Annotated in this window: 17 protein-coding genes; 12 read left to right on the top strand and 5 right to left on the bottom strand. The window is 40.6% G+C overall.

Translation table 11 applies throughout. The features are described from left to right. The 3 genes from traM to AB5903_RS20515 all read left to right on the top strand — a co-directional run. A partial coding sequence (traM, locus tag AB5903_RS20525) for a conjugative transposon protein TraM (RefSeq protein WP_368118201.1) occupies positions 1 to 249 on the top strand: 249 nt, incomplete at its 5' end. Between the two features lie 163 nt (positions 250 to 412). Next, positions 413 to 868 (top strand): hypothetical protein, encoded by a 456-nt coding sequence (locus tag AB5903_RS20520; RefSeq protein ID WP_368118200.1) that lies wholly within the window; start codon positions 413 to 415, stop codon positions 866 to 868. A 147-nt stretch (positions 869 to 1,015) separates the two neighbouring features. After that, a complete protein-coding gene (locus AB5903_RS20515; RefSeq protein ID WP_368118199.1) occupies positions 1,016 to 2,113 on the top strand; it encodes a hypothetical protein in 1,098 nt (365 codons plus the stop codon). On the opposite strand, the gene AB5903_RS20510 is transcribed toward AB5903_RS20515, so the two are convergent. Beyond that, complete coding sequence (locus tag AB5903_RS20510) at positions 2,084 to 2,665, bottom strand: hypothetical protein (RefSeq protein WP_368118198.1); 582 nt, start codon at positions 2,663 to 2,665, stop codon at positions 2,084 to 2,086. The genes AB5903_RS20515 and AB5903_RS20510 overlap by 30 nt on opposite strands. Positions 2,666 to 2,717: 52 nt before the next feature. On the opposite strand from AB5903_RS20510, the gene traN reads away from it, so the two are divergent. From traN to AB5903_RS20475, 7 genes are all read left to right on the top strand, one after another. Next, positions 2,718 to 3,872 carry a conjugative transposon protein TraN gene (traN, locus tag AB5903_RS20505; RefSeq protein WP_368118196.1) on the top strand — a complete coding sequence of 385 codons (1,155 nt, stop codon included), beginning with the start codon at positions 2,718 to 2,720 and terminating at the stop codon, positions 3,870 to 3,872. Next, the gene (locus tag AB5903_RS20500) at positions 3,869 to 4,426 is read left to right on the top strand and encodes a M23 family metallopeptidase (protein ID WP_368118195.1); all 558 of its coding nucleotides are present in this window, start codon (positions 3,869 to 3,871) and stop codon (positions 4,424 to 4,426) included. The genes traN and AB5903_RS20500 overlap by 4 nt, the downstream gene beginning before the upstream one ends. Next, complete coding sequence (locus AB5903_RS20495; RefSeq protein ID WP_368118194.1) at positions 4,404 to 4,745, top strand: hypothetical protein; 342 nt, start codon at positions 4,404 to 4,406, stop codon at positions 4,743 to 4,745. The genes AB5903_RS20500 and AB5903_RS20495 overlap by 23 nt, the downstream gene beginning before the upstream one ends. Then, the gene (locus tag AB5903_RS20490; RefSeq protein ID WP_368118193.1) at positions 4,742 to 5,056 is read left to right on the top strand and encodes an HTH domain-containing protein; all 315 of its coding nucleotides are present in this window, start codon (positions 4,742 to 4,744) and stop codon (positions 5,054 to 5,056) included. Before AB5903_RS20495 ends, AB5903_RS20490 begins: the two co-directional genes overlap by 4 nt. A gap of 2 nt (positions 5,057 to 5,058) precedes the next feature. Next, on the top strand, positions 5,059 to 6,060 hold the full coding sequence (locus AB5903_RS20485) for a hypothetical protein (protein WP_368118192.1): 1,002 nt from the start codon (positions 5,059 to 5,061) through the stop codon (positions 6,058 to 6,060). A gap of 556 nt (positions 6,061 to 6,616) precedes the next feature. Then, entirely contained in the window at positions 6,617 to 7,777 is a 1,161-nt protein-coding gene (locus AB5903_RS20480; RefSeq protein WP_368118191.1) for a tyrosine-type recombinase/integrase, read from the top strand. Positions 7,778 to 7,822: 45 nt separating this feature from the next. Further along, positions 7,823 to 8,194, top strand: a complete 372-nt coding sequence (locus tag AB5903_RS20475) for a hypothetical protein (protein WP_221646951.1) — start codon at positions 7,823 to 7,825, stop codon at positions 8,192 to 8,194. A gap of 78 nt (positions 8,195 to 8,272) precedes the next feature. Here AB5903_RS20475 and AB5903_RS20470 read toward each other — a convergent pair whose 3' ends face one another. After that, positions 8,273 to 8,605, bottom strand: coding sequence for a hypothetical protein (locus AB5903_RS20470; protein WP_138349973.1), 333 nt, complete (start codon positions 8,603 to 8,605; stop codon positions 8,273 to 8,275). A 220-nt stretch (positions 8,606 to 8,825) separates the two neighbouring features. On the opposite strand from AB5903_RS20470, the gene AB5903_RS20465 reads away from it, so the two are divergent. Further along, positions 8,826 to 9,059, top strand: coding sequence for a hypothetical protein (locus AB5903_RS20465; RefSeq protein WP_368118189.1), 234 nt, complete (start codon positions 8,826 to 8,828; stop codon positions 9,057 to 9,059). Positions 9,060 to 9,172: 113 nt separating this feature from the next. Here the strand turns inward: AB5903_RS20465 and AB5903_RS20460 are convergent, their stop codons facing one another. Next, the gene (locus AB5903_RS20460) at positions 9,173 to 9,520 is read right to left on the bottom strand and encodes a hypothetical protein (protein WP_368118188.1); all 348 of its coding nucleotides are present in this window, start codon (positions 9,518 to 9,520) and stop codon (positions 9,173 to 9,175) included. A 140-nt stretch (positions 9,521 to 9,660) separates the two neighbouring features. On the opposite strand from AB5903_RS20460, the gene AB5903_RS20455 reads away from it, so the two are divergent. Beyond that, positions 9,661 to 9,948 (top strand): hypothetical protein, encoded by a 288-nt coding sequence (locus AB5903_RS20455; RefSeq protein ID WP_368118187.1) that lies wholly within the window; start codon positions 9,661 to 9,663, stop codon positions 9,946 to 9,948. 221 nt (positions 9,949 to 10,169) lie between these two features. Here the strand turns inward: AB5903_RS20455 and AB5903_RS20450 are convergent, their stop codons facing one another. Together AB5903_RS20450 and AB5903_RS20445 are read right to left on the bottom strand one after the other, a co-directional pair. Next, the gene (locus AB5903_RS20450) at positions 10,170 to 10,532 is read right to left on the bottom strand and encodes a hypothetical protein (RefSeq protein ID WP_368118186.1); all 363 of its coding nucleotides are present in this window, start codon (positions 10,530 to 10,532) and stop codon (positions 10,170 to 10,172) included. 79 nt (positions 10,533 to 10,611) lie between these two features. Then, a complete protein-coding gene (locus AB5903_RS20445) occupies positions 10,612 to 12,426 on the bottom strand; it encodes a fimbrillin family protein (protein WP_368118185.1) in 1,815 nt (604 codons plus the stop codon). Positions 12,427 to 12,608 lie beyond the last annotated feature (182 nt).

The raw sequence follows: 12,608 nt of genomic DNA, 5'->3' as shown, positions 1-12,608 counted from the left end.
GATGCAATGGAAGGGATTTACGTCCCGGGAAATGCCAAGGCGGAAACGATACAGGAAGCGGAAGCGGCCGGAGTAAGTGGGGCCGGCACTAACATTGCCGGCGGATTTGATGTAGGCAGCCAGCTTGTGGCAGGGGCGGCAAACAGTGTCATCAGTGCCACCAAGTCGGCTGCAAGCAAGAATATACGTAAGATAAAGGTGACAATCAAAACCAACTATCGGATATTGCTGAAGGAAGCGGAGAATTAGAAGATTGAATGATACAAGATTCCGCCCGACTCTCACGAGCCGGACGGAATGGAAACAATGCAAAATTTTAGAATATTTTATTTATGACGTAGTTGGTACAAAGATAACCATTTTGATGAGAAAAGGGAAATAACACTTATAACATATTGAAAAAATTGAAACAATGGCAAAGGTTTATGTGGCAAGCAGCTGGCAAAATGAATACCAGCAATCGATAGTGTCTTTTCTGCGCCGGAAAGGGCACGAGGTGTACGATTTCATGAACCCGGAGGGAAAAACGGATTTCCGCTGGTCGCAGGTTAGTGAGAACTGGCAGCAGATGGATACGGATGAACACCTGGATGCGTTGGAGCACCCGCTTGCCAGGGCAGGATTTAAATCGGACTTCGATGCCATGAGGTGGGCTGATGTTTGTGTTCTTGTACTTCCCTGCGGGGCTTCCGCGCATTCCGAGGCGGGATGGATGAAGGGGGCCGGCAAGAAAGTGGTTGTGTATCAGAACCGGCCGCAAAAACCGGAGCTGATGTACAAACTCTTTGACGGGATATTCCCGATGGCTACGGATGTGGCCCGGTTCCTGAAAGAGTTTGATAATATGAATGATTTAAAATTAATGTGATATGAACTTTTAGAAAGCCCGATATCTCTATTTCATAAAACCTGTTGTTCTCTGTATTTATGGATGTTTGTGTGATGGAGAGTCAAGCCGAGAGAAAAGGAATTATCGCATTGATTAAGAAATAGTAAGTTAATAATAGGAAGTACGATGAATGATAAAAACACATTTAAGGGTAGTCTGATGAAAGAAGGTGTCATCCTATGGGCCGTATTTACCAAAGACGGTAAAGCAGCCCTACGTATGGATAACAAAGTACATACAGAGAATGGGAAAATCGGGCATGGAGCGTTATTGGCTCCCGATTTTCCCGTACTATATGAAATCCTCACACCGGATGACACTTTCAAATTTCTTTCTTTCTCTGATTCTGAATACGGAGTGTCAATGCGGGTCCGGATACGCCTTCGCTATCCGGGAACGGATGATACCGATATAAGACAATCGGAAGATGAACCGGAAATATGCTTCCCCGCATGGATCGTAGGAGAGAAAACCGGAAAGAACGGTCTGTACCTGCAGGAACCACCCACAGGGCCATGTGACATTCCGGATATGACAGGACTGCCGGGCCTTTCTGAACTGCAGCGGGACGGTATACCCGTAAGGGTTGAACTGCTGATACGCAAGGCAAGCCCTCTTCTTGAATATCCTGAGTATTCGGAAGAAGTCAAGAAGAAAACGGATAAAAAAAGCGATTTAATGAAGGAAGGGATATTTGTATGGATTATGTTCACTTCAGGGGAGAAAGCCATTTTGTATGCGAATGACAGGATACGTTTTACTGAAGATGGGAAATATGTTCCGGGAAAGATACTGTCCCCTGACATCTCTGCTTTTCATCAGGTTTATGACTGGGATGAACAATATCCGTGGATTTGTTCAACACCCGGAATGGCAGTGAGGTATCGGATAAGGCTCCGCTATCCGGGAACGGATGATACCGGTATAGAACAATCGGAGTATGAACCGGAAGCATGCTTTCCCGCATGGATAGTGTCACAAAGGGGCGGAAAGGTCTGCTTGTATCTTCAGGAACCAGCCACATCCCAATGCCTTATTCCGGATATGACAGGATTACCGGGACTTCCTGAGTTGAAGCCGGACGATGCACCTGTGAGGGTTGAACTGCTCATACGCCAGTCACACTGGATTTTCGACATGGTCGATCCGGCACTACTGGAAATCAGCAGCTACTCCGAACGTTTGAAGCCTTGCCTACAAAAACATCTGATGTTCAAAAAGTGAAGCGCCTGTTAATTGGGGAATATATTCAAGAGTGTCGTTACCAAACTTAAACAATCCGGCTGTATGTTTAAAGAGAATTATTCTGTTGTCATAAGACTCCTGCTGGGGATAAGTGTCGGGATTAAGAATACGATGGGTGGTAATATAGGTAGGATCTATTATATAGTCTCCAAGAGTCAGCCACACATGATATTGCAATTTCATAGGACGCTGAATCCCTTTAAGCTGTTTAAACAGTTCTTCCCGGTCTGTATAATATTCTTTCTCGCAATGATTAAGTAATATGTAACCGGTTGTCAGAACTGGCTGGAAATGATTATTAAGAAGTAGCTTATTGGCACCTAAACAAATGAAATGGCATTTATTACAGATAAAAAAGGGATGTACTGCTGCAAGCATGTTTTGTACAAGCTTACATGCTTCCCGGATACTTGCATCATCATATTGCTTGAGACACAAATCAGTGGTACAATGGGAAGTTCCCCCATATAAATTACGGACGGTAAAATCATGGGCTTCAGTTAAAAGAGTAAGATAATCAGTATTGGCCATATAAGGATCATTTCAAAGTTTGCACGCAAAGATAGAAATTTTAAAGAAAGATATGAGACAAAACAGAATTTACATCACAGGCATTTTTCTCCTGAGTTTTCTTTCAGGGAAAGCCCAGAAAATAGAAGAGCTCACCGCCATACCTCTGGAAATCGGCTATGAAAAGACGCTGCACCTGATATTTCCTACCGAAGTGAAATACTACAGCATCGGTGGAGATTACGTTATCGGTGAGAAAGTGACGAACTGTCCGGAGATTATACGCCTGAAGGCTGCGGAGGAGAACTTTCCGGGTGAAACGAACCTCTCTGTGGTGACCGCCGATACGAAGTTCTACTCTTATGCCATACGTTACAATGCGCACCCGAAAGAAAGCTATATGCGTATAAACGGGGAGGCTCCCGCACCGCATACCCTGCCGGTGGGCAAAGACAAGCAACTGTTTCTTATCTTCCCCGCCACAGTCTCCTATGTGGACTACGGCAGTACGAATGTGGAAGTAGAGAAAGCCGAGGGAGTGGATAACATTCTGGCGGTAAAGGCCATGCAGGCCTATACGGAAGATACGAATATTTCCGTAGTGGTTGAAGGGGGCAGGTTTTATACATTCAACTTGCATTACGTCCCTACTCCGGAGCGTTTCAGTTTCGTTATTGACAGGGAGGATACACAGAAAGTGGCCATACTTGATGAGAAGGAGCGTTCAAGCGAACAGAAAGAAAGGATCAGGGAAGCAATCGGTAAACGGCTACCCCTGGATCTGGAACTCAAAGACAAGAATGCCGGCATGGAGTTCGAGATTGGAAATATCTTTATCGACGCGGACATACTGCTGTTGCGCATGACGCTGACAAACCGTACCCAAATCGGTTATACGACGGATTTTATGAGGTTCTATATTCAGGATGCCAAGATCCGCAAGAAAACGGCGGTGCAGCAACTCGAGCAGAATATCCTGTTCACCTTCGACTATCCGGAGGAGATACCGGCACACGAGAGCCGGACATTTACCGTGGCCATGAACAAATTCACCATTCCGGATAAAAAGAGACTTGTCATCGAGATTCAGGAAAAGAACGGTGGCCGGCACTTCCTATATAAGCTGAAGAATAAGTCACTCTTGGATGCAGAAGAGGTATTCAGGAATAGAAAACAGCAGGAAACGGAAGAGGAAGCCGACAGGATATTAAGGAGGATAGCACGATGAGAACGCTTATGTTCATATTGTTTTTCCCTTTTTCTTTCTCCGGGCATGATGGCGGAAAGGAACTGCTTGATGTGGCACTCGGGAAGTGTGAACGTCTGGAGAGTTTGGAAGACTACCGGGACATACTTTCCCAGTACGGAATGACGGACAAACTCCCACTGGCCTGCCCCCTGAAAGACAAGTTCCGTATCAGCAGCGAGTATGGCGGCAGGATTCATCCCGTAACGAAAAAAAACACTTTCCATTCGGGAATCGATATGGCAGTGGAATTGGCCGCCCCCGTCTATGCTACCGCTTCGGGTACGGTTACTTTCGCAGGGAGAAAAGATGGATATGGAAGATGTGTCGTTATACGGCATTCTTACGGCTTTGAAACACTGTATGCTCATTTGGCCGCGTATTACACCACAAAAGGAGAAAAACTCGTAAAAGGGGCTGTAATCGGCTTTGCAGGGAATACGGGAAGAAGTACCGGCTATCACCTACATTATGAAATAAGGAAATACGGCAAAACTATAAAACCATATTGGTATGGATATGACAATCAAAGATGAAATAGAACAGCTTATTCTGCGGTGCATCGCTTCCGACGGGCTGAAGGCTTGCCCGAAAGACCTGGCTTTCCTGGAGAAATACGGGCTGAAGAACCTGTTTTTCTTTTCTGTGGAATATGAAATGGAAGGTGCGGATACACAGTCACTCGACGGCAGGGCGAAAAGCCAGATAAGATGGAACCTCTATGTGACGGACTTCCCTCTCCTGCGGCGTATGTATGAACGGGAAGGGAAAGGAGCATTAATGGAATGCCTGTATTTGGAGGAAAGGTATTTCCGGAAGTTTTTAAGCATAACCGGACAGGAGGACAAGCCATGACTAATCTGTCGGTTGTCAATTACATAGAGCGGATCAACCGGACGTACCGCTTAATCCGGATGGAAAGTACAGGCTGCCTCAGTGAACTGGCCGCCAAAGTGCGGGTAAGCGAGAGGACCATCAGCAATTATCTGGAAGAGCTCCGCCTGATGGGGGCGGAGATAAAGTTCAGCAGGGTAAGGAACACCTATTATTTTGATAACCGGTTCGTACTTTATGCGACGTTCGAAGCCCGTATCGAGGCGGAGATATTGAATGATTCAGAAGAGCATCCTGTATGCAATTATAACAAATCTTTTAAAAACAATTAATTATGAAGAAAGTAAAATTCTTATTGTTGGCGGCATTGACGGCAATGTTCGTAGGCTGCCAGAGTGATGAAGTTTTGGAGCAGGACTCCGGAAGTGACAGACCGACTCCTACCGGTGATACACGTATTACCATTGAAGGGGAAGGCATGAAAGATGTAGCAACCCGTTCTTCGGATGGAAGGGTTGATTTTACTGGGGGATATGCAACGGGAGCAGGGCTGTATAATGGAACAGCAAAACCAACAGTAGCCGCATATCCTAATCCGGGATATGAGGTAAACTACTTCTATGGTGGACCTACGAATGAACCTCAAAAGTATGATTATGCACAAAGTTCCGCTTCTTCATTTGAAGTCTCATTGGGTGGTCAGGATCATACCTTTCATTGTGGATTCAAAGAAAAGAAACGTGATTTGACTGTTAATGCGGGGCTTGGTGGTTCGGTTTCCCCATCAGGAACAAACAGCTACCAGGTGGAAAATGCAATCAATATTACAGCAACTCCAAATACAGGGTATAAATTTTCCGGTTGGACAGTTACGGAAGGTGATGTAACTATCGCAAATACAGGAAGTTCAAGTACTACTGCAACCTTGCATAATTCCAACAGTACTATTATAGCTAAATTTGAACAAAATGTAAAGGATAATGTAATTGGTGCTCGGTTTGCCTTAGGCCCTGGTCTCCGCATTACTGTAGAAGTTTCAGCTGATTATCCAATCGCATCTCCTATCACAATCTCATACAGTGCACAAGGTACTTTTACATATTACGATGATCCACACGAACCCAGCCAGCCACCTACAGATTATTTTGATAGTAGAACATGGACTAAAACTTTGAACGTTGGAGAATCCGAATGGGAATTTTCATTTATTCCGGATGTATATGGTACATTAGAACCGGGGATGCCAAGTGACGCTATTCTATTAACCATATCCTCTGCCTGGATAGATTTCGATAATTTCTCCGATTCTCAATATAATTACATTTGTGCTGAATAGAATAAATTGCTTGGTATAACAAAAGGCTTCTCTCCACATTGGAAAGAAGCCTTTTAATAAATTTCTAAGAAAATACTAACCGTTAATATTTGTAACATTTATTTGGTAGCCATTGTGGATACTATCATTAACAGGAAAATTCGTATCGTCATATATAATAGTGCCGTTGGCTTTTATAATAAATCGTTCTAAAGTAGAAGTCTTTCTTTCACCATTACCATAACCATCATCATCATACGAGTCTATTTCCAGCTCTTTATTTGCACCAATAGTAATAGAGGTAGCTGCACCGTCAGTTGTCCCGTCATCTCTCCAGGTTTCGTACTTAACTAAGTAGGTTACTTCTAAAGAAACAGTTACAGAGGAGTTTACTTCAAATTTAATCTTTGTATAACCGGCATTTCCAGAGGACTCTCCCCACTCTTTTATAGTAAGATTAATAGGCGTAGCATTTCGCTCAAATTTTGCTGTAATAGTACTGTTGGTTCTAAGCTAATTTCATTCATGATTTATTTACTTCTCAAATCACATAAAAAGAAGTATTTTTGAAGCAAAAATGAAGCGAATTGATATATTGGCAACTAAAATACGTAATTGCATTACGGACTTCTTGTCACAAACTGATATTAGTGAAATCAAGGGAAATATATACTTATTCAATGGAGATAAAGAAATTAATATTTCAATATCTGAAGTATGGGAAATAGCTGAAGAGGTATCTTTGGAAGATAAAGAATTAGGTGGATATTATGATCAAGTAAAATCAACCTTACCAGAAAAAGATACCAGTAAGAATTACAATACATTCATTGATTTTTTTTCTGATATATGCCATGATATTAATATAAAAGACTCTACTCGTAAAAATTATTTTCGAACTCTTGATACCTTGAAAGAGTATGCTCCCGCCGCACGTTTCTGTAACATAGATAAAGCATTTGTATGCGGTTATGAATTATTCCTCTTATCCTTAAAAATGCGAGCCAACACTATAATTAAACACATGAAACATCTGAAGAAAGCATTTCACCAAGCATGCCGAAAAGGCTACCTGAAGCTCTCAATAGAAGAACTGTTCAGCTTGTGCAGTGTTAAACAAGAAAAAACGTTTAAAGAAAGTCTGACGAGTAAGGAATTGGTCATTCTTTATCAGTATTTGCAAACAGAATTTGAAACTATGGCAGATAGAGAAAAAGAAATCCTTGCAGGTTTCCTCTTTTCTTGTTTGACCGGTTTACGTTATTCTGATATTTGTTCGGTTGAGTATTCAAATATCAAACGGATCAGGAATAAACGTTGGCTTTTCCTTACAATGAAAAAAACAGGTCAAAAAGTTTTTGTGCCCATTGAACAAATGTTTTCAGGAAGAGCACTGGGAGTAATGAGATTATTTCATAGAACCAGAGGAAAACTTTTCCATATGCCATCTAATGCTGTGTGTAATCGGATTATTAAACGAATTTATAAAAAGCTTTTCCGTGGGAAAAAGAATATTTCCTTTCACACTGGAAGGCATACTGCAGCAACTCTTTTGCTTTATCATAACACACCGCTTACAACCATTAAAGAAATTCTTGGACACACCAATATACGTACTACAGAAACATATGCAGATATAAATGAAGCTACAATTTATAATTCTATATCTAAAATAAGATTTAGAGAATTGGAAAAAGCGGAGAAAAGAATAGCCCGAACTTTTTCTTTCAGAAGCTAATAACTTATCGTCAATTCCAACAGTACTATTACAGCAAAGTTTGAAGTGAAGATCTTAGATAACTATATTAAAGGAAAGATGTCTGTTTATAGTTCTAAAAGTCTTAAGTTAGAAGTAACTTCAGGCTTTCCAATAGCTTCTCCTATTACAATCAAATATTCTGCAAGAGGAGTATTTTATGTAGATGAACAGGACGAATGGGGAGGCATGCAACCGCCTGATCAATATTTTGATTGTAGAGTTTGGACGGAAACATTAACAGTTGGCCAATCTGCATGGGAATTCATTTTCATGCCGGATGAAATGGGCACGACTATTCCATACTTACCCGGTAAGGCTGTTATTACAAGCTTAGATGATTGGTATATGGACTTTAAAGAGTTTTCTGATGATAGATATAATTATCTAAAATGGTAATTTATATACCTACTTATATCTTTTAAAAGAGTATGAAGCTGAAAAAGCTTCAGCTTCATACTTTCATGATAATTTTCATTAATCCATATAAATAGAAGGAAGCATATCAAATTTTACATAGATTTTATATCTATTACCGAGATATTCTATACAAGCATATTCAGAATAGAATGTTTGGTTTTCTATTTCGATTACTTTGTAATGCTGAATAATGTTGCCAGGAAAATTAGGCTCACAATAATTAATATCTGATTTCGTGGTACCAGCTATAATTATGCTTCTTGCATCTGCCCCATGCCCTTCATCCGAACGTATATGTTCGCTAATTACAATATCGAAAGGAACAGGCTTACTTATTGAATAATAGTATTCATTTTCATTATAATATAAATTATATTCAAATTCAACCATATCTTGTTGGAAATTCGCTGTAATAGTACTGTTGGTTTATTAATCTAAATACGTTCATTCCAACAGTACTATTACTGCTAAATTCATATTTAAAGAACAGGGAATTATCATTAATGCAAAAGCGGATAGTCATAAATATGGAGGTGGCTATGACTTTTACATTGAAGCAGAAAGCCCTGTTCCAACCGATATATCTTCTACCATATCCTTTACAAGTTACATGTATGAATATGATGATATCACTGGCGAGGAAAATCTTCAAAATTGGTTCAAAAGCAATGAAACTTTGACAATAAATGCTGGAGATACAAAATCAAATGTTATACAAATTTCTTCTGGTAGCACAGGGGGATATTACAGCTGGGAATATACAATTGATAAAAAGAAACATCCATGGAACAATACTACAAGCGAAAACTATCGGTTTGTCTTAGGTACGGATGACTGGAAATAGCAATAGATGAGGGTGTGTCAAAACACCTAAAACAAGAAAATCACCCCTGTCACACATAGTTGTAGCAGGGGTGATTTTGTTAAAAAGAGGGTTTTGACACACCCTCACAATTATTAAAACCAGCCACCTGTAGAAGTGTATTTTCCATTATTAATCGTTTGCCCTTCCCATTTCATGATAGGTTTATTATCCTTTTCTGCATATATACTTGTCAATGTACAGGAATCATTTCCGGTAGATACAGAGTAAACAGCATAACTTTCTCCTTTGGGTATAGTCACTTCAATAAGCATGTCCGTCTCATAATCCACTCTTCCTTCACAAACATTCTCTTCTATATAATGAATCCATTGAGTCACTGTAATATCAGTGGTTACAGGAGCACTACTCTTTAGCTCAAAATCGCACCTGTCACCGTAATACGGAGCAGCAAGTACAATTTCAATATTTTGAATTTCCAATTCAAACCCTGCTGTAATAGTACTGTTGGAATGAACGTATTTAGATTAATAAAACCAACAGTACTATTACAGCGAATTTCAGTATAAATTCCATAGATATCTACTTTCATGGAAAACTGGCCGATGGTGGATTTGAAAATATGTATATCAGTTCAAGTGTGATTTTGCCTTTCGAAGTTAAACTCACTGCCTGGCAAACAATAATAGAATGGGATGACCGTTATGATCCACCTCAAGAAACAAGTTATGAAAGAACTACTACTGTAACATTAAAAGCCGGACAAAAAGAATCGGATCACAATAACTTCTGGCTTGGCGTATCCAATGGTGGCAGTTGGGGCTGGAATATCTATGTGAATGGTATTGAGAAGAGTAATGGAGAAACATATGTTTATGATGGAATAACTTATAATATTTTGGTTTTATAAACCAAATAACAACTGTAGCCTCCGGTTGAATGAAGGCTTCCCCGCTGTTTGTAAAGGAAGCCTTCATAAAGGTTTAATTATGTTGAAATGAGAATTTAACGCCTAATGCCCAGATTATAATTTATCTTTAGAAGATAATATTATAATAAATGACTGAGACCTGTTTCACAACAAATCTCAGTCTATCTACAAAACACAAATTATAATCTATGGTTATTATATTACATAGATTCGACATATATGAATTCTGGAACTCTATCATCAAATCCAAATACCAAGCCATGTGCTGGCATCATAAATTCATATGATGCAATTAGCTTGCTGCCATCATAAGCACATATCAATACATGCTCGCCTTCATAAAAAGAAAATACAGGATGAGCACTACCTGTTCCGAAATTACCATTTGCGGAATATTGATAATTCATAGAGTTGCTTGCAAACGGATTAATAAGTATATCAAATGGCCCTGCTGGTTCGGGAAGAGTACTTGTTACAAAATTCGCTGTAATAGTACTGTTGGAATTAAAAATAACGAAATCCCGGTGCATCACTGCAGCGGGATCTCTCCACCTTAAATTCATCTTACTTTAATGCCAAATGAATTGTATCTTTATTTGTATTATCTATATATACTTGTTGTAATTACTTGTTTATCAATATTTAATTATACCATTCTGCAAGGGATACATTTATATAATTTAATGTTTCATCCCAAATATCTCCATTTACATGATTACGATTGAACAAATAGTCTGCATCCAATCTGAGAAGTTGCCATTCCGATGCCCCGTCAGGCAACCAATAAAGATGAATTATTGGTCCAGCATATTCTGTTCCATTCACATGAGGCATTGGATAGTATTGAGTGACTTTACATTCTATAATACCTTTCCAAAATCGTACACCTGGTTGGATATTTATATCAACTTTTCCAATCTCGTCATTCCACTCATTATCATTAACGGCTTCTTTTTTCTGAATACTTGGTCTATATGAGTTAGAGGCAAGTTTAAATTCCCGTTCCCATACAGCTTTTATTTTTCCTTTCAAGGTCTTTTCTCCCTTGTTAGATAAAGTAAAGACTATATTGAATGATTGATTAAAAGGGATACGATAAGATAAAAAGGTAGTATTATCTTGGCCTTCCAATTCTATATCGCGTAATGCCGGCAGATTATCCGGTGCAGGTACTTTTACTTCATATAGCCACTCTTTGTCCGTACTACCGTAAGAATATCCCACAGCTCTGCACCACATTGTTTCTCCTTTCTTACGGAACAGTGGAACAAGCCGGTATGTTCCGGGAGCAGAAGTGACATAGCACTGGATACGCTTGCCGTCCCATGCGCCATTGGTTTTGATGTCTATCGGCTGGAACTTCTCCACTATCTCATTGGTTCCTTCCCTCATGAATACAAAGCGCAGTTCTCCTTCACCGTCATCACAGAAGGGGGTATAGAAGGTTCCAAAAACTTTTCCTTCATTCTGATAGCAATCATAGCCATATTCCGTATAGTTCGGCCATATCTTGAAAGGATAGTCGTCCGGATTCGGATTGAGTATGATTTCATCCGTCTTACCATACCGGCTCCAATATTCCACATCAATATCAACCTGTTCCTTGTTTACCGGAGAATTATAGTTTCCTGTCATCTTCAGGGTATAGGTGTATTTCATACCTGCCTGCCATTCATGCAGTACAGGGAATGTATAGGTATGTTCCTGCCCGTCAATGGTGAAGCTTACATATACCGGTTCGTCGTGTGCCGGCTTAGGCATAAGGATGGCATCCACAATCACCGGGTTGGCATCATTGAGCATGTAGTTCCCACCGGCCTTGATTATCCCCCGTCCGGTTCCGTAATCCTTTGTTATCGTTCCTGTCGTGGCATCAAGCGTCCCAGCCGTATATACATTCTTGAAAGTCATATCCGATACCAGTCCCGTACCCATGTATTCGTCTTTCATCAGGCGTACGCGTACCAATGTCATCGCATGCTTCATTTCCAGACTTGCAGTCGGAATATCCTTTGTCACCTTAGCTGTTCCGTACAATATGTCGTCCTGGTCCGTCAAGTCGAAAGCAACCTTCGCATAATCGGTCACAGCTTTGTCATACGGCAGATATGCTACTACATCGGCATCTCCTTCCACCGGTACATCCCGGTCTGCGTTCCAAGTTTTCCCATCAAAAAGATAAGAGGCGTTCTTTGTTGTCTGGCCGGCTCCATCCGTAACGACAAAGACACCCATGTTATGTCCCAGCATGAATGCCTCTATGATTCCTCTGGTTTGCGACATCGGTTGTAGCGATGCGGTAATGCCCAACTGTATTTTGTCCGGTTTTTCATCCGGTTCATCCTTGTCTCCCGGTCCTACCACCGGCGGTTCGGGTTCCGGCAATACCCCATCCTCTCCGCATGAAAAAAGCGTGCATGCGAGTGAAGCTGCCAATATGTATCCGTATATCTTCATTGTTCTTAAAATAAAGTATATTACTTAATAAGTATATTATATATTTACTTGTTTACATACTTTCTCCAGAATTCTTCCAGTTTGTCGCGGTCCAGAGTCCCATCTTCCCTGACGAAGCATCCCACTATTTTTTCAAGTACCGTTTTGACTCCCCTGCAACGGTGATCGGACGCGAATGACCT

The sequence above is a fragment of the Bacteroides sp. 2201st1_D9_2201SCRN_220225 genome (assembly GCF_040928965.1).
Lineage (GTDB): Bacteria > Bacteroidota > Bacteroidia > Bacteroidales > Bacteroidaceae > Bacteroides > Bacteroides stercoris.
The sequence above is the reverse complement of the archived record's forward strand: the minus strand, read 5'-3'. Positions and strand labels throughout refer to the sequence as shown.

Excerpts from the sequence above, each read along its gene's own strand:
- AB5903_RS20510 (WP_368118198.1), bottom strand. The coding sequence starts at position 2,665 with ATGGCCAATACTGATTATCTTACTCTTTTAACTGAAGCCCATGATTTT.
- AB5903_RS20445 (WP_368118185.1), bottom strand. The coding sequence starts at position 12,426 with ATGAAGATATACGGATACATATTGGCAGCTTCACTCGCATGCACGCTT.
- AB5903_RS20515 (WP_368118199.1), top strand. The coding sequence starts at position 1,016 with ATGAATGATAAAAACACATTTAAGGGTAGTCTGATGAAAGAAGGTGTC.
- traN (WP_368118196.1), top strand. The coding sequence starts at position 2,718 with ATGAGACAAAACAGAATTTACATCACAGGCATTTTTCTCCTGAGTTTT.
- AB5903_RS20500 (WP_368118195.1), top strand. The coding sequence starts at position 3,869 with ATGAGAACGCTTATGTTCATATTGTTTTTCCCTTTTTCTTTCTCCGGG.
- AB5903_RS20495 (WP_368118194.1), top strand. The coding sequence starts at position 4,404 with ATGGATATGACAATCAAAGATGAAATAGAACAGCTTATTCTGCGGTGC.
- AB5903_RS20480 (WP_368118191.1), top strand. The coding sequence starts at position 6,617 with ATGAAGCGAATTGATATATTGGCAACTAAAATACGTAATTGCATTACG.
- AB5903_RS20465 (WP_368118189.1), top strand. The coding sequence starts at position 8,826 with ATGTATGAATATGATGATATCACTGGCGAGGAAAATCTTCAAAATTGG.
- AB5903_RS20450 (WP_368118186.1), bottom strand. The coding sequence starts at position 10,532 with ATGAATTTAAGGTGGAGAGATCCCGCTGCAGTGATGCACCGGGATTTC.
- AB5903_RS20485 (WP_368118192.1), top strand. The coding sequence starts at position 5,059 with ATGAAGAAAGTAAAATTCTTATTGTTGGCGGCATTGACGGCAATGTTC.
- AB5903_RS20455 (WP_368118187.1), top strand. The coding sequence starts at position 9,661 with ATGTATATCAGTTCAAGTGTGATTTTGCCTTTCGAAGTTAAACTCACT.
- AB5903_RS20520 (WP_368118200.1), top strand. The coding sequence starts at position 413 with ATGGCAAAGGTTTATGTGGCAAGCAGCTGGCAAAATGAATACCAGCAA.
- AB5903_RS20470 (WP_138349973.1), bottom strand. The coding sequence starts at position 8,605 with ATGGTTGAATTTGAATATAATTTATATTATAATGAAAATGAATACTAT.
- AB5903_RS20490 (WP_368118193.1), top strand. The coding sequence starts at position 4,742 with ATGACTAATCTGTCGGTTGTCAATTACATAGAGCGGATCAACCGGACG.